This is a genomic window from Nocardiopsis tropica (genome assembly GCF_042660575.1).
GTDB classification, from domain to species: domain Bacteria; phylum Actinomycetota; class Actinomycetes; order Streptosporangiales; family Streptosporangiaceae; genus Nocardiopsis; species Nocardiopsis tropica.
Genome location: NZ_JBHSUF010000008.1, coordinates 18,510 through 34,457, shown reverse-complemented (window position 1 = coordinate 34,457; position 15,948 = coordinate 18,510). Strand labels below are relative to the sequence as shown.

The following is a 15,948-nucleotide window of genomic DNA, read 5'->3' as shown; positions in this document are numbered from 1 at the left end:
TAACCCCGCGACACGCTCAGCGATCTCGCGCCCGGGCCGATCACCGCACCCAGCGGAAATATCGCACAAACGAGGAGATAGCACCATGCGTTTGCGTCCCTGTCCCGCCGGCTCAGCTCGGATTCCGGCTGGTCAGAACCCCCGCCCGCGGGGAGGGCGGGCACACGTCCGGCCATTGGCTCTTCCCATGGTCCTACCCGTGGTGGTCATGCTCAGTGCGTGCGGCGGCGGGGCCGAGGGGGGAGACGATCCCAACGCCGAGGCCGCCGCCGCCCTGTACGACGCGCACCCGCTGCACGTCCGCGACGCCACCCTCGTGCCCGAGGGCAGTGAGAGCGGCACCTACTCCGAGCTTGTCACAGTGCGGTACAGCGCCGAGGTCCGGGCCACCACCGAGCTGGACAAGCCCGAGTGCCTGGACGCCTCGAACCGCTGGGGGGACCTGGACGGGGTGCAGGGGGCGCCCGCCTCCGTGGCCGCCTACGAGTGGTCCGAGGGCGCGGTGTCGCACATGCTGGTCCAGCTGGACGAGGGCACCGCCGCCGAGGCGCTCGCCGCGAGGCCTCCGGAGAGCTGCGCCGCGTACACCGCCACCTACGAGGACGGGACCACGTCCGACTACGGGGTGAGCGACCTGGAGGAGGTCCCGGAGATCGGCGACGAGTCCCGCGCCTACGCCATCGAGGTGAGCTCCGCGGAGGAGGACAGCCGCATGTTCAGCATCATGTACCGCAACGGCGGCCTGGTGGGCACCACGTCGATCCTCGGCCAGGGCGCGCTGGAGGACTACGAGGAGATGCTCGTCGAGTTCAGCGAGGCCGCCGTGGAACGCCAGGACCGGATGCTGGGCTGAGGACCCCGGCCGCACCGCGGCGGCCCGCCCGGGATCCCGTTGTCCGGCCCGGCCCCGGCGGGCGGCGCGTCGGCGCCCGGACGCCCGGTTCCCCGCGGGGGCCGCACGGAACCGGTCCGGCGGGGGCCGGTCCCGTGCGGGAACCCGTCACACCGGCTGGCCGGTGTCGGCGTCTCGCGAGTGGTCGGGCATCATCCTGGCCGGGTGCTCACGCGCCGCCCGGAGCGTCTCCGCGGCCCGGGCCGCGTCGTGCCGCTCGGCGTCCCGCCTGGCCGCCTGGCGCGGCCGGGGAAGCCTGCGCGGCGGCCCGACCAGTTCGAGGCCGGTCACGGCGCCGAAGGAGGCGACCACCGCCCCGCTCCCCCGGTCGACGAGCACCGCGCGCACGCCGGTACGGCGGCGCCCGCCGATCCTGACCGCGTACACGACGTCCACACGCCGCCCGTGGCGCATCCCGTCGTAGCGCAGGAACCGCCAGCAGCCGTGCCTCCACACGTCGTCGGGCTCGGCCTTGATCATCACGTTCTCGTTGGTGCGCCACACGTCGCTGCGGCGCAGTCTGCGCACCGTACGGCGCATCGGGACCTCGCGCAGCTCGCACGGCTCCCGGTGGAGGGTCCGGGCCGCCACCTCGCGCAGCTCGGGGCTGAGAGCCGCGAGGAGCAGCAGTTCCGCGCCCAGGACCCAGCCGTGCAGCGCGGTGGGGGCGAGGGCCACCTGCCACCCGGCGGGCTCCAGGCCCGGCGTGGCCAGGGCGGCGGCGGACAGGAGCCCGGCCCGGGTGAGCGTGCGCCAACCGATGGGGGCGCGGCTCAGCCCGCCGAAGCAGCCGCAGCCCGCCTCCGGGTCGCGCCTGCGCGCCAGGACCAGCACCACCACCGACGCGGCGAACACGACGGCGGTGAGCAGGCGCACGGCGTCGCCCGGGAGGCCGGTGAGGACCAGCAGCCCGACGGCGAGCGCGACCTCCAGGAGGCCGGTCCCGACGGTGGCCGGGCGTCGCAGGCGCTCGGGCACCAGGACGGCCAGTCCCGAGCCGGCGGCCTGTCCGGTGGTCTTGCTCGCGGCGCCGAGCAGGAGCAGCACCGCCAGCAGCGGCAGCTGGACCTCGCGGAACGCCTCCACGATCTCCGGCAGCATGGTCATCCCTCCCCGTTGTGGACCGTCATGGTCGCGTTGAAGCAGCCGTCCTCCAGAAGCCCCCCGAGCGCGACGAACGCGGTCATGGTCAGGGAGGCGATCCGCCCCGCCCCCTGGCCCCCGCAGGCGGGGCACAGGTCGCACAGCCAGCTGTCGGCGGCGGCGCAGTCCACGACGGGGAGCACGGCCGTGTCCCTCGTGCAGTCGTTGCGCAGGTTCGGCGTCGCACCGGCGGACAGCAGCGGAAGCGGCACGCAGGAGGTGCGCCGGTCGCAGTCCGCGTCGTGGCCGACGGGGTCGAGGGCCGGATAGGCGAGGCCGTCGACGCGGGCGCGCGGGTCCAGGTGGGACGAGCGCCCCCAGGCGGGGTCGTACCAGGTGGCGATGCCGCTGAGCGTGGTGGAGTGGCGGGGTGTGGGCGGCCTCGGCGGTGTGGCGCTGAGCGGGTAGGGCGGCTGCGTCGTGGCCGGTCGGGCGGCCCACACGGCCCCCTCGCGCCAGACCCCGACGGCGTCGAAGACGTAGCCGGGTTCCAGGCGCGGGTGGCGGACGGCGATGCGGCCCGAGGTGCGGTAGGGGAGGACCACGGTCGTGCGGGGACGGCCGTGGCCGGGGTCGATCTCCAGGGTCTCGCCCTCGCGGCCGACGATGACGCCGGTCGCCCGGGCGGCCTGGGCCCACACGCGTTCGGCGACGAGGCGGCCGTCCTGCGAGCAGAGCACCACGGCGTCGTCGCCGTCCCTCAGGTCGTCGGGCCGGACCTCTCCCCCGCGCCAGAACACGGTGGCGCGGTCGTACAGGAACCGCTCCTCGCCCCGGGGCGTGGCCAGGCAGAGCATGTGCGTGGTGGCGCCGACGACCACGCCGCGCACGACGCGGTCGCCCACCGGTGTGGGTTCGGGCGCGGTCTCGGGGCCGAGCACCGCCGCGGTGAACCTTCTGCGGTCCCTTCCGCTGTCCGTCATCACTGACATGTCGTCTGCGCCCCCTTGTCACCCGACTCGTCACTCTCTGCCCATTGTCCCGGTCGGAACCACCGGCCACCGGCCACACGCCGACACGCACCTGTTCGGGTGGTCCGCATGTCCCGGACCTTGCTCGCGGCAACCTTCCGGAAGCCGGTACGTCCGGGGCAGTGCCCCATGCGGACCATCCACCATGATGACCGCATGCAGCCGCTTGAGTACAGCTTGTGGCTGCAAAGTCGCAGATAGACCCGATACACACCGATAGATCCACAAAAATGACCAAGAGTCTGCGCGCCGCCCCGCCCTTCCCCGGCCCCGCGCCCCGGCGTGTCGGGGGTCCGGCCCGGGGCCGCCGCCCGACGGGACCGGCCCTCCATGGCGTGCCGTTGGCCGGCACATGGGGCACAGGTGCCCGGAGATTTGCGTTCGCTGTGTGACAGTGAGGGGAAGAAAGCATGACAAAGCAGCACGCAGCACCTGTGAGAGTCGGTGGTCGGCGTGACAGGAACTACCCGGACCCCCAGGTACGACGAGTTCAGCCGCTACGTGGCCGAGCGCGGCCCCGCCCTGCTGCGGATGGCCCGCTCCCTCACGAACAACCTCGCCGATGCCGAGGACCTGCTCCAGGCCGCCCTCGTGAAGACCTTCCTCTCCTGGGAGCGGATCGCCGACCCGAAGGCCCGCGACGGGTACGTGCGCCGGGCGATGGTCAACACGCAGATCTCCGAGTGGCGCCGCAAACGGCTGGACGTCTACCCCACCGACGACATCCCCGAGCAGCGCGTGGACGACCCCACCTGGCGCAGCGACCTCGCCGACGTGGTCGGGCGGGCCATCGAACGCCTTCCCGACCGCCAGCGCACCACGGTCGTCCTCCGCTACTACGACGACCTCACCGAGGCGCAGATCGCCGCCCGGATGGGCGTCACGCTCGGCACCGTGAAGAGCACCCTGTCCCGGGCCGTGGACAAGCTGCGACGCGACGCCGACCTCGTCATCGAGCGCGCCGTCAACTGACCCGCCGACACCGGCGGCGCGACGGGCAGGCCCTCCCACGGCCCCGCCCCCTCCCCGGACACGGACCGGCACAGCCCCGAGGGGCGCGCCGGGCCCCGCGCGCCTGTCCGGACGGACACCGGGAAGGAATTCGCAGGCAGTGCCGGACGGCGCCCGCGAACAGGGCCGATACGGCAGAGGCGGCATGACACCGTGATCGGATCTTCCGGTCACCCTGGGAGAAACCACCGACACCCTCCGGCATGATTATCGGCGTTCCCGGCGGGCATGGCCTGATCCGGCGGGTGGAACTGCGGACCGGCGGAGGGCGCCCGCGCGGCCCGGTTCCCGTTGCGGGGCGCCGACGGCCACGGACCGTCCACCGCCGGCTCCGAAGGGGGTCGACGGTGTCGACGGCCCAGGCCGGCGTCGGCGCCCCACGAGGAACCGCACCGCGCAGGAGTCCCGGACGGCCCCGCGACACCGCGCCGAGCGCGCCTCCGGCCGACCGCGGCGGAATCCGGTTCCGCCGGGCCCGGAGGCCGTGGCCGGGCGCGAGGCGCCCCGGACCGCAACCGTCCGCCGACGAGGAAAACGACGGGCACCGAGAAAGGAGAGGCGTCCCATGACCCTGGTAGACGTCCACATCCAAGATCGATATCCGACACGCGTCGAGTCCGGTTCCGACCGGAAGTGGATCACCAGCGACGAACCGACCGTCCGAGGCAGCGCGCAGGAGGGACCGGCCTCCGCCGAAGAGCTCGCCGAACACGCCCGCAACGGATTCCACATCCAGCGGGACCTGCTGTCCGACCAGGAGGTCGGCGCCTGCATGGACGAGCTCAAGGCGATGACCGACGACCCGGCGATCCGCTCCGACGAGCGCACGATCATCGAGCCCGCCTCCGAGGAGGTCCGCTCGGTGTTCGACGCCCACTTGTTGAGCGATCGCATCGCCCGTCTGATCCGGGAACCCCGGATCCTCGACAGGGCGCGCCAGATCCTCGGCTCCGAGGTCTACGTGCACCAGAGCCGGGTCAACTTCATGCCCGGCTTCCGCGGCACCGGCTTCTACTGGCACTCGGACTTCGAGACCTGGCACGCCGAGGACGGCATGGCCGACATGGCGGCCGTCAGCATGTCCATCGGGTTGACCGACAACCACCCGTTCAACGGCGGGCTGATGCTCATGCCGGGCGCCCACCGGACGTTCGTCCCGTGTCTGGGCCGCACGCCGGACGACAACTACAGGTCCTCGCTGAAGGCCCAGAAGGTCGGTGTCCCGCAGGAGGAGGACATCGCCGAGCTGGCCCGGCGCCACGGGATCGAGCAGTTCACCGGCCCGAGCGGGTCGGCGCTGTGGTTCGACTGCAACAGCATGCACGGATCAGGGAACAACATCACCCCGTACCCGCGCTCGAACATCTTCGTGGTGTTCAACAGTGTGGAGAACGCTCTGGTCGAGCCGTTCGCCGCGCGGGAGCGCCGGCCCGGGTTCGTCGCCTCGCGCGACTTCACGCCGCTGAGGGCCTGACCGGGGACGTCGCGCCCGCGGTCGACCGCGCGCGCGACCGCCCGGCCCGCCGGAGGGCGGGCCGGGCGCCCCGGACACGGACGGCGCCCCACCGCGGCGCCGCTTCCCCTCCCCGACCCCCGAGAGCCCGGCCCCGGGGCCGCGGTCGGCCCGCACCGCGCGTACCTGACTTTCGTCAGATGACGGGACCGGCGCCGGACGTTACCTTCCGAGATATGAGAACCTCCCCGGCAGCGATCCCGCCCGGACACGCCGCCCTGGCGTGCTCGGTCCTCGTGGCTCTGCCGGCTCTTGTGTGGCCCCTCCTCTTTCTCCTCGTCCCGCTGCCCGCCCTGCTCACCGGGCGCCTGTCCTCGGATCCGCGCCCTGCTGTCGCCGTGTACGCGACCGGTGCGGCGGGAGGCGCCGGATGGCTGCTGTTGTCCGGTCAGCCCTTGGGACTGTGGATCACCGGGAGCGTCCTGGTGCTGTTCGCCGTGCCCCTCCCCTGGTTGGTGGGCCTGTACCTGCGCAACGCCGCAGCCCTGGAGGAGGCGGGGTGGGATCGGGCGCGGTTCCTGGAGAGCGAGGCGAGACTCGTCGCCGAACGGGTCCGCATGCGCGAGCGCTCCCGCATCGCCGGCGACCTCCACGACGCCGTGGGCCACGAGCTCAGCCTGCTGTCGCTGCGCGCCGGCGCCCTGGAGATGGCGGAGGACCTGTCCGAGCAGCGGCGTTCCGAGGCCGCCGAGCTGCGCGAGGCGGCGGCACGTGCGGCCGACCGGCTGGCGGAAGCGCTCGGTGTGCTGAGAGTCGATGGCGAGGCCGCGCCTCTGGGTCCGGCGGACGACACCCTCACCGCCCTGGTGGAACGCTCCAGGGCGTCCGGGATGGAGGTGGTTCTGAGCCAGGAGGGCGACACGCGTGCGCTGCCCGTGCTCGTGGACCGGGCCGTGTACCGGGTGGTCCAGGAGTCCCTGACCAACGCCGCCCGGCACGCTCCTGGCGCGGCCGTGCGGGTCACCGTCGAGACGGGGGCCGACGAGGTCGTGGTCCGGGTCGTCGGATCCGCGCCCGGGAAGGGATACCCACGAACCCACGGGGTGAGTGGCGGAACCGGGCTCGAGAGTCTTCGCGAACGTGTCAGGCTGGTCGGCGGGACGTTCGGTGCGGGGCCCGAGGGGCCGGGCTGGGCCGTGTCGGCCCGTATGCCCGTACGGGGGCGGCCGCACCCCGGGGGCGCGGCGGCACGGGACCAGCACGCGGAACCGTCGGGCCTGAGCACCCACCGCCTTGCCCGCCGCCGTACCGGGTGGGCGATAGGCCTGATCGTGGGCCTCGCCATGACAGCGGCTCTCCTGGGATACGGGCTGGCTCTCGCCCTCAACGCGCACCAGGCCGCGACCGCGACACTGGAACCCGAGGTCTTCGAGCAGTTGCGCCCGGGCCAGGACCGGGCCGAGGTGGAGGCCGTCCTGCCCGAGAACCGGCTGGGCGCGACCTCCACAGGCGGGGAGGAGAACGGGATGCGGCCGGGACTGGAGTGCTCCCTCTACCGGTCGAGCCCGCAGATCTTCGACGGTGACCACGATCGGTACCGGCTGTGCTTCGACTCCGAAACCCTGGTGTCGGCCGAGGTGGTGACGTGGTGAGGAGGGTGACGCCGACCATGGTCAGAGTGCTGCTGGTGGACGACGAGGCGATGATCCGCGCCGGTGTGCGTTCGATCCTCGCCAACGACCCGGGGATCGAGGTGGTGGCGGAGGCCGCCGACGGCCGGGAGGGCGTCGAGATGGCACGTGCGTACCGCCCCGACGTCGCCCTGGTCGACATCCGCATGCCGGTGATGGACGGGCTGGACGCGGCGGCCGAGATGCGGCGCGTCGCACCGGGAACGGGCGTGGTCATCCTGACCACCTTCGGCGAGGAGGAGTACGTGGTCCGGGCCCTCGCCGGAGGCGCCGACGGGTTCCTCCTCAAGACGGGCGACCCCCGTGAGCTGATCCTGGGGGTCAGGGCCGTGTCCGAGGGCGGCGCGTTCCTCTCCCCGCGGGTGGCACGGCGGGTCCTGGACGAGCTGGACCGCGGCCGGGCCGCGGAGCGCCTCGCGGCCGGTGGGCGGGTGAGCGGCCTGACCCGACGCGAGCGCGAGGTCCTGGCCCTGCTCGGCGCGGGGCTGTCCAACCTGGAGATCGGTCGCAGGCTCTTCCTCGTGGAGGGCACGGTGAAGGGTCACGTCAGCACGATCCTCAAGCGCCTGGGGGTCCGCAACCGCGTGGAGGCGGCGGTACTGGCGCACGAGGCGGGCCTGGTCGACCACGCCGGGAACGCCCCCGGGCCCCTTCCGGACGGCGGCTGAGGGGCCCGCCGGGGTCCGCCCGGCGGGGCGGACCCCGGCGCCGGTCAGTCGGCGCCCAGCCCCTCGGCCGGGGCTATCCGCGCCGCCCGCCGGGAGGGGAGCACGGTGGCCGCCGCCGCGATGACCAGGGCGGACACGAGGACGAGTGCCAGCTCCGCCCAGGGGACCGCGACGACGAGGGGTGCGGTCCCCCCGACGACCGCGTTCACCCCGACCAACCCGTAGGGAATGCCGATCACGAGCCCCAGCAGTGCGCCCAGGACGGCGATGACCGCTGCCTCCACCGCGAGTGTGCTCCTCAGCCCCCCTCTGGTCAGTCCCAGCGCCCGCAACAGTGCCAGTTCCCGCGTCCTCTCCAGGACGGACAGGCTCAGGGTGTTCGCCACTCCGAGGCTGGAGATGACCACCGTGACCAGGAGCATCGCCAGCGACAGGTTGACGAGGACGTCGAGGACGTCGGTGAGGCCGGTCCGTTCAGCGAGGGCTCCGCTCAGCGTGATCGCGGGGTCCGCCCCGGCCACCCGGCTCATCTGCTCGGCGAGGGCGTCGTAGTCGGCCCCGGCGGCAGCCGTGCCCCAGACCATGCCCCGCTCGTCACCCGGGGCGACCGCGTCCAGGGCCTCCTCCCGCACCACGGGGCTCGCGGCCCCGGAGGAGGTGGCGAGTTCGGACGCGTACAGCGTGAAGCGGTGCGCCTCGCCGTCGACGGACAGGTCGACGGTCTCCCCCTGCGCGGCGCCGAGCGCGTTCAGCTGGTCCTCGGACACCAGCATGGCCGGGGCTCCGGTGCCGTCCGCGGCCAGGTCCTCGGCCCCGACGGCCCGCGCCAGCTCCGGGGAGACCCCCACCAGGGTGGTCTCGCCCAGACCCTCGACGGTCACCTGTTCGGTGCGCGGCGTCTCCACCAGCACCAGGTCGTCGATGTCGCGGACCATGTCCACGGTCGCCGCGGGCACCGAGCCGGTGTCCACCCGCGCGCTCACGTCCACGGGGAACCGGTCGTCCAGATCACCGTCGATGGTGGCCCGCCCTGTGCTCGCGGCCGTGGCCAGGGCCGCGATCAGCCCGAGCCCGAGCACCAGGGTGAGGGTGGCCGTGGCCGCCCTGCCCGTGTTGCGCCGGAGGTTGGCCCCCGCCAGCTCGGCGACACCGCCCCGGAGACGCAGCAGGCGGTCGGCCCCTCCGATGAGACGGGAGATCGCGTAGCGCAGGGCCATGAGCAGGCCGACGGCGCCCACGGAACCGCCTGCGATGGACACGGGCAGGTTCTCGGCGAGCATGCCGAACACCATCACCGCCGCACCGGTGGCGGCCGCGGCGAGCCCCACCGCATGGGCGGGCCGGAAGCGGACCCCGTTCTGGAGCGGAGCCGAACGCAGTGCCTCGACCGGCGCGGTCCCGGCGGCCTTGCGGGCGGGGAACCACGCGGCGCACACGGTGGTGGCCACACCCGTCAGGAACGCCCCGGCCAGGGCCGGAACACCGACGTGCAGGCCGCCCCCGGTCAGTTCCATCAGCGAAGCGCCCGCGTACCCCGCGCCCACGCCCGCGGCCACACCGATCGCCGAACCGATGGAACCGATGATCAGCGCCTCGGCGAGAACCAGGTTGCGCACCTGGGACCTCTCCGCGCCCACCAGCCTGAGGAGCGCGGTGTCGCGGCGCCGCTGGGAGAGCAGGATGGTGAACGTGTTGGCGATGACCAGGGCGGCCGCGAGCAGGGCGATGAGGGCGAACACGAGCAGGATGAGTTCCAGCTGCTGGGCGCCGCCCGCGAACCGGTCCGCCGCCAGCCGGGACTGTTCCTCCGCCGTCATCGGGTGGAGATCGTCGGGCAGGTCGGCTCCCATGCTCTCGACCACCGCCTCCGGAGAAGTCCCGTCGGCGATGTCGGCCGTGACGCTCAGCGGGCTCTCCCCGGCGAAGAAGCCCTCCGACGTGTAGAACTGGTACTGGACCCCGGTCAGCGGCCGGAATCCGATGTCGGCCGCGCCGACGACGGTCATGTCGGTCGTTTCCCCGTCGCCTACGAGAAGGCTCACGGTGTCGCCCACCGCGAGCCCCGCGGAGTCGAGGGTCGGTGCGTCGGCCACCATCTCGGCGGCGTTCGCGGGCCACTCCCCCTCCGCCAGCTCGAACCACCGGAGTTCGTCCCGGTCGGAGATGCTGTAGAGGTTGGCGGTGGCGCGGATCTCGTCCGTGACGAGCTGGACGGTGCCCGCGTGGAGGGGGGCCGTGGCCGTGACGTCGGGGTGCTCGGCCACCTGCTCGGGCCATCCGGCACCGGGATCGGCCGCCTCCGGATCGCGGTCCACGATCACGTCGGCAGCCGACAGCGGGGCCGCGGCGACGATGCGCAGGCCGGCGGACGAGGTCGCGGCGAACACGGCGGTGGCCGCCAGGAACAGCGTGCCGAGCACGATCGCCGACAGGACCGAGGCGAGCCGGGCGGGGTGGGCGGCGGTCTGCGCCCAGGCGTAGCCGGGCATCAGGCCTCCGTCCGGGCCATGGCGGCCAGTACCTCGTCGGTGGTCGGCCGTTCGAGCGTGCCGTGGAGGGCACCGTCGGACAGCAGCAGCACCCGGTCGGCGTAGGTGGCGGCGACCGGGTCGTGGGTGACCATGACGATCGTCTGTCCGAGCCGGGTGCCCGCCTCGCGCAGCCGGCCGAGGAGTTCGTGGCCGGTGGAGACGTCGAGGGCGCCGGTCGGCTCGTCCGCGAAGACCACCGCGGGCTCGGTCAGCAGGGCTCGGGCGATCGCGACGCGCTGCTGCTGGCCTCCCGACATCTCGGAGGGGCGGTGTCCGAGCCGGTCCCGGATGCGCAGGGAGCCCACGATCTCGTCGAAGAACGCCCGGTCCGGGGTGCGGCCGGAGAGCTTGAGCGGGAGCAGGATGTTCTGCTCCGCCGTCAGGGCCGGCAGCAGGTTGAACGCCTGGAAGACGAAACCGATGCGCTCGCGCCGGAGCCGGGTCAGCCGCCGGTCGTCCAGGCCGGCGAGGTCCGTCCCCTCGACCAGCACCCTCCCCGAGGTGGGCGTGTCCAGCCCGGCCAGCAGGTTCATGAGGGTGGATTTTCCGGAGCCGGAGGGCCCCATGACGGCGACGAACTCGCCGCAGGAGAAACCGAGGCTCACCCCGGCCACCGCGGTCACCGCCGTCTCGCCCCCGCCGAACCTCTTGACGAGGTCGACCGCTTCGAGAGCGGTGTCATCCACTGTGATGGTCTGCTTGTTCATGGAGCCTTCCCTCGTCGGACCTTCGGGGTCCCACGCTAGGAAGGCGCGGTGTCGCGCCGACAGTGCCGACCGACGGGGGCCGCCCCCGACGATCGTCGGGGACGGGCGGGGGCCGGGGCGGGCCGGCCCCCTCAGAAGCGGCTGCCGGGCCTGGCCACGCTCACCTCTCCGGTGAAACCGCGGGCCGCGTGCCTCCTGCCCTCCTCCCACATGCCGGGGTCGGCGAAGTGGGTGAGAACCAGGTGCCCTGCCCCTGCCTCGGCGGCCAGCTCCCCGGCCATCGCGGCGGTGAGGTGGCCGTGGCCGTTCAGTGCCTGGTCGTCGGCCTCCAGGTAGGTCGCCTCGCACACGAACAGGTCGGCGCCCCCGGCCGCGCGCACGACGGCCTCGCAGTACCCCGTGTCGGAGGAGAAGGAGACCACCCTGCCGTCGGGGTCCTCGAAGCGGAGCGCGGCCGAGGGGACGCTGTGGTGGGCCCGGAAGGAGCGGAAGGACGTCCCGGCCGCCTCGTAGCGGGTCGTCCCGTCCATGGCCATCTCCCGGGGCTCGAAGGACTGGGCGATCGGGCTGTTCATCGTGGGCAGCGTCGGGATGCCGAAGACCGCGTCGAAGGCGGCCAGGCGCGGGGCCTCCCCCGCCGGGTAGTACAGGGGGATGCGCGGCAGGACCTCGGGGAAGGTCCACCGGTAGGCCCAGGCCATGAGGTCCAGGCTGTGGTCGGCGTGCAGGTGCGTCACCACGATCCCGCGCAACCGGTCGAGCCCGTAGCGCGCGCAGTAGGCCAGCAGGGACCCCGGGCCGGCGTCGACCAGCAGGACGCCGTCGCCGGTGTGCAGCAGGTAGCAGGAGGCGGGGCCCTCCGCCGTGGGCGCCGTGGCGTTGGATCCGAGGATTTCGAGTTCGAGCACGGTTGCTCCTTCGTACGGTGGCCTGGCGGTCTCAGGGGGCGGGGACGAGCAGGGTGGCGCGGCCGGGGACGACCGCCAGCGACACGGAGCGGCCGATCCGGGCGTCGGGCGGGACCCGGACCCCGAACACGTGGCCGTGCGCGTCGACCGTGAGGCGGACGGCGTCGCCGACGAACTCGGCGTGCACCACCCGCGCGGTCACCGCGGCCCCGTCGTCGCGGTCGGTGACGGTGAGGCTGTCGTCGCGCAGGAGGAGGCGTGTGCGGCCGTGGCCGGTCGGTCCCGTCCCCAGGTCCTCCGCCGGGATCCTCCACCGCCCGTCGAGCACCGCGGCCCCGTCCGGGGAGCGCTCCGCCTCCAGCAGGACCGCGCCGGCCAGGAAGTCCGCGACGAAGGCGTCGGCGGGGTCCTCCCAGAGTTCTCGGGGGGTCCCGAACTGCACCAGGGTCCCCTCGCGCATCAGGGCGATCCGCGTCCCCAGGGAGAGGGCCTCGCGCTGGTCGTGCGTGACGATCAGCGTGGCGCACCCCGAGGAGGAGAGCATGGCGGACAGCTCCCTGCGCAGGCCGCCCCGCAGCTGGGGGTCCAGGGCCGCCAGGGGCTCGTCCAGGAGGAGGACGTCCGGTTCGACGGCCAGGGCCCGGGCCAGCGCCACGCGCTGGCGCTGGCCGCCGGACAGCTGGCCGGGCCGGCGACCCGCCAGCTCGGTGAGCCGGGTCAGCTCCAGCATCTCGGCGACCCGTCGGCGCCTGCGGTCCGCCGGGAGCCGTCGGGCGCGCAGGCCGTAGGCGATGTTGCCCGCCACGCTCATGTGCGGGAACACCGCGTAGTCCTGCGGGACCAGGCCCACGCCCCGGCGGGCCGGGTCCAGGTGCGTGATGTCGCGCCCGCCCAGGCCGATGGCTCCCCCCGCGACCGGGGTGAGCCCCGCCACCGCGCGCAGGGTGCTGCTCTTGCCGCAGCCGGAGGGGCCGACGACGGCCACGGTCTCGTCGGGCCGCACCTGCACGGACACCCCGCGCACGGCCTCGGTGTCGCCGTAGCGGATGGTCAGGTCGGACACGGTGAGACCGGGCGCCCCGGTCTCGGGTTCACGGAGATCGGTCACGGAGTGCTCCTCAGGGCGCGCCGCCGGGCCAGCACGATGGCCGTCAGCACCGGGGCGACGAAGGCGATGAAGATGATCGACTGCGCGGACGCGGGTTCGAGCCTCTGTGTGGAGTAGGAGTCGAACAGGGCGAACGGCACGGTGGGCGTGGCGGGCGGGTTGACGAAGAAGGAGATGTTGAACTCGCCGAAGGAGAGGGCGAACACCATCGTCACCGCCTGGGTGAGGGCGGTGAGGCAGCCGGGAACGGTGACCGTGGCCAGGACCCTGGCCGAACCGGCCCCCAGGCTGCGCGCCACCCCTTCGTGGAGGCGCAGTTCCTCGTCCGCCAGCGCGGGGACCAGGGCGGCCAGGGTGAAGGGCAGCGTGAACACCACGTGTCCCATGACCAGCAGCAGCCCGCTGGGGCGCAGTGCCGCGTAGGCGCTCACCAGGGCGACGCTCAGCGCGATGCCCGGCACGGCCAGGGGGACGTTGACGAGGTATCCCGTCAGCCGGGTCAGCGGCGAGGGGTGGCGGGCCACCCACCAGGCCAGGGGTCCGGCGAGGACGAGGTTGACCGCCACCACCAGCGCCGCCACGGCGAGACTGCGGACGATGACGGGGGCGAGCGGGGGCCAGGCGTGGGCGAACCAGTCGAGCGTGAACCCTCCGCCCCAGGGCCCCTGCGAGAAGTCGACGCTGGTGGCGACCACCAGGGTCGCCAGGATCGGGATGAGGACGAAGGCGCAGACGGCCCGGGTGACGGCGCGGTTCACGAGGCCACCGCCCGACCGACCAGGCGCCCCAGGCCGCGTCCGAGGACCAGCGCCGCGACGGCCATGGCCGCCAGCAGCACCGCCAGGGTGGAGGAGGCGGCCAGACGGTAGCCGGTGGTCAGTGCGTTGGCCACGTCGAGCGGGAGCAGGCGGATGCCCTCGGAGAGCGTGGCGACCGTGCCGTACCCGCCCAGGGCGATCGCCGCCGCGGTGCCCCCGGTCTCGATGAGCGCGGGAAGCAGCAGGGGCAGGGTGACCGTGGCCAGTACACGCGCCTTGGAGGCGCCCAGGGTGCGGGCGCTCTCGGTGAGCGAGTGCGGCAGCCCGGCCGCGGCGGCGCGCAGCGGCCCCAGGACGCGGGGCAGCGAGAAGTAGACGTAGGCGACGAGGAGGCCGGGCAGGGTGTAGGCCAGGCCGGCGAACCCCTCCCACAGCGGTGCGAGCAGCCCGGTCCTGCCGTTGAGCACGATCGCGAAGAACCCGATGATGATGCCGGGGAGGGCGATCGGCAGGGTGAGCAGGGCGTCGGTGGAGGCGCCTCCGGCCCCGGCGCGGTCCTGCCGTGCCTGGTGCAGCACGACGGGGACGGCGATCACGAGCGTGGCCAGGACGGCCGCCCCGGCGACCAGCGCCGACGCGGCCAGGGACTCGCGGACGGACGCCGAGGCCAGGGCGTCGGCGTAGTGCTCCAGGGTGGGTCCCCCGTCGGCCGGGGCGCTGCCCAGGCCGAGGGAGTTGCCCACCAGCACCGCGACCGGGTAGGCGCTGAACAGGCCGATGACCGCGAGGGCCGGGAGCGCGGCGGTCCACGGGGGCGGCGTGCGAAGGCGCACGCGCGCGGTGCCGGGGGCCACTAGAAGCCGACCTCGCTCTGGTACATGTCGATGAACTCCTGCTGCCGCTCGCCCTGTTCGAGGTAGTCGATGGTGATCGCGCGCTCGTAGTCGGCCTCGGGCAGGACCTTGTCCGCGAGCTCCTCCGGCATCCCGCCGACCACCGGGCGCATGTACCCGTCCGCGAAGAGGCCCTGGCCCCGCTCGGAGAAGTAGAAGTCCAGGAGCTCCCTGCCGTTCTCGGCGTTGGGGGCGCCCTCGACCAGGCCGACGATGTAGGGAATCTGCAGCGACCCCTCCTCGGGGATGACGACGCTGACGTTCGCGCCCTCGTCCCGGAGCTTGTAGCCGTTGAAGTCGGTGTCGATGAGGATGGGGATCTCGCCCTGGGCGACCTTGGCGGTGGCGGTCTGGGCCGAGGTGGAGGCGCCGTTGTCCTTCAGCTCGGCCAGGTAGTCCAGGCCCGGCCCCCAGTCGGACAGGTCGCCGCCGAGCGCGTGGTTGACCGCCGTCGCGGCGGAGTAGCCCACGGCCGCCTGGGTGGGGTCGAGGTAGCCGACCTTGCCCTCGTAGGCGGGGTCGAGGAGGTCCTCCCAGCCTTCCGGCACGGGCGCGCCGTCCAGGTGGTCCTCGTTGACGATGAAGGCGATCGTGCCGGTGTGGACGGCCGTCCAGTTCCCGTCGGGGTCGCGCAGGTCCTCGGGGACCTCCTCCGCCCCCTCCGGCACGTGGGCCTGGAGGACGCCGGCCTCCACGAGCTGTCCGGCGAAGGCGATCCCGGTGTAGGCGACGTCGGCGACGGGCGCCCCCTTCTCCGCCTGGAGCGCGGCCAGGGCCTGCCCGGAGTTCTTCGGGTCGTTGGGGGCCTGGATCCCGGTCTCCTCGGTGAAGGCGGCCAGGACCTCGCCGTAGTTCCCCCACTCGGCGGGAGAGTTGTAGGTGATGACGGTGCCGCCGTCGCCGGTGGCCGAGGCCGGGGGGAGATCGGCGTTGCCGCAGGCGGTCAGGGCGAGGACGGCGGTGATCGCGGCCGCACTCAGGACGCCGCGGCCGTGGGCGAGGGTCATGGGGATCTCCGTGGTCGGCGCGGCGCCCGTCGGACACCGCTGTTCCAGATCGTGTGATTAAACGATTAATCAGCACTGTGACCTGCCATGACGCAAACGGTGTCCACGGCTTGAACTCCCGAGGAACAGCGCTCGGCGCTACCAGGCCCGCGCCGGTTCCGGTCCCTGCGGGCACACGGTACTTTTCGAGTCCACGGCCGCCGTCCC

General features: G+C 73.5%; 14 protein-coding genes. 5 read left to right on the top strand and 9 right to left on the bottom strand.

The window, feature by feature from the left end; translation table 11 throughout:
• The first annotated feature begins 187 nt into the window (after nt 1-187).
• On the top strand, nt 188-853 hold the full coding sequence (locus tag ACFQBR_RS14310) for a hypothetical protein (RefSeq protein ID WP_267947171.1): 666 nt from the start codon (nt 188-190) through the stop codon (nt 851-853).
• Between the two features lie 147 nt (nt 854-1,000).
• Here ACFQBR_RS14310 and ACFQBR_RS14305 read toward each other — a convergent pair whose 3' ends face one another.
• Nucleotides 1,001-1,993, bottom strand: a complete 993-nt coding sequence (locus tag ACFQBR_RS14305) for a MauE/DoxX family redox-associated membrane protein (protein WP_344181065.1) — start codon at nt 1,991-1,993, stop codon at nt 1,001-1,003.
• A gap of 2 nt (nt 1,994-1,995) precedes the next feature.
• Nucleotides 1,996-2,967, bottom strand: coding sequence for a hypothetical protein (locus ACFQBR_RS14300; RefSeq protein WP_344181034.1), 972 nt, complete (start codon nt 2,965-2,967; stop codon nt 1,996-1,998).
• A 483-nt stretch (nt 2,968-3,450) separates the two neighbouring features.
• On the opposite strand from ACFQBR_RS14300, the gene ACFQBR_RS14295 reads away from it, so the two are divergent.
• From ACFQBR_RS14295 to ACFQBR_RS14280, 4 genes are all read left to right on the top strand, one after another.
• Complete coding sequence (locus ACFQBR_RS14295) at nt 3,451-3,978, top strand: SigE family RNA polymerase sigma factor (RefSeq protein ID WP_267947173.1); 528 nt, start codon at nt 3,451-3,453, stop codon at nt 3,976-3,978.
• Between the two features lie 604 nt (nt 3,979-4,582).
• Nucleotides 4,583-5,491: an ectoine hydroxylase gene (gene thpD, locus ACFQBR_RS14290; RefSeq protein ID WP_344181032.1), complete on the top strand. Its 909-nt coding sequence runs from the start codon at nt 4,583-4,585 to the stop codon at nt 5,489-5,491.
• A gap of 215 nt (nt 5,492-5,706) precedes the next feature.
• Nucleotides 5,707-7,122: a sensor histidine kinase gene (locus ACFQBR_RS14285; RefSeq protein ID WP_344181030.1), complete on the top strand. Its 1,416-nt coding sequence runs from the start codon at nt 5,707-5,709 to the stop codon at nt 7,120-7,122.
• Between the two features lie 17 nt (nt 7,123-7,139).
• On the top strand, nt 7,140-7,829 hold the full coding sequence (locus ACFQBR_RS14280) for a response regulator transcription factor (protein WP_344181028.1): 690 nt from the start codon (nt 7,140-7,142) through the stop codon (nt 7,827-7,829).
• 44 nt (nt 7,830-7,873) lie between these two features.
• Here the strand turns inward: ACFQBR_RS14280 and ACFQBR_RS14275 are convergent, their stop codons facing one another.
• The 7 genes from ACFQBR_RS14275 to ACFQBR_RS14245 form a co-directional block, all read right to left on the bottom strand.
• Nucleotides 7,874-10,318 (bottom strand): FtsX-like permease family protein, encoded by a 2,445-nt coding sequence (locus ACFQBR_RS14275; RefSeq protein WP_344181026.1) that lies wholly within the window; start codon nt 10,316-10,318, stop codon nt 7,874-7,876.
• On the bottom strand, nt 10,318-11,067 hold the full coding sequence (locus ACFQBR_RS14270; RefSeq protein WP_344181024.1) for an ABC transporter ATP-binding protein: 750 nt from the start codon (nt 11,065-11,067) through the stop codon (nt 10,318-10,320). The genes ACFQBR_RS14275 and ACFQBR_RS14270 overlap by 1 nt, the downstream gene beginning before the upstream one ends.
• 131 nt (nt 11,068-11,198) lie before the next feature.
• The gene (locus ACFQBR_RS14265) at nt 11,199-11,975 is read right to left on the bottom strand and encodes an MBL fold metallo-hydrolase (protein ID WP_267947179.1); all 777 of its coding nucleotides are present in this window, start codon (nt 11,973-11,975) and stop codon (nt 11,199-11,201) included.
• Nucleotides 11,976-12,006: 31 nt separating this feature from the next.
• Nucleotides 12,007-13,083 (bottom strand): ABC transporter ATP-binding protein, encoded by a 1,077-nt coding sequence (locus ACFQBR_RS14260; protein ID WP_267947180.1) that lies wholly within the window; start codon nt 13,081-13,083, stop codon nt 12,007-12,009.
• Complete coding sequence (locus ACFQBR_RS14255; RefSeq protein WP_344181021.1) at nt 13,080-13,841, bottom strand: ABC transporter permease; 762 nt, start codon at nt 13,839-13,841, stop codon at nt 13,080-13,082. Before ACFQBR_RS14255 ends, ACFQBR_RS14260 begins: the two co-directional genes overlap by 4 nt.
• The gene (locus ACFQBR_RS14250) at nt 13,838-14,695 is read right to left on the bottom strand and encodes an ABC transporter permease subunit (RefSeq protein WP_344181019.1); all 858 of its coding nucleotides are present in this window, start codon (nt 14,693-14,695) and stop codon (nt 13,838-13,840) included. Before ACFQBR_RS14250 ends, ACFQBR_RS14255 begins: the two co-directional genes overlap by 4 nt.
• Entirely contained in the window at nt 14,695-15,741 is a 1,047-nt protein-coding gene (locus ACFQBR_RS14245) for an ABC transporter substrate-binding protein (protein WP_344181017.1), read from the bottom strand. The genes ACFQBR_RS14250 and ACFQBR_RS14245 overlap by 1 nt, the downstream gene beginning before the upstream one ends.
• Nucleotides 15,742-15,948: the final 207 nt, after the last annotated feature.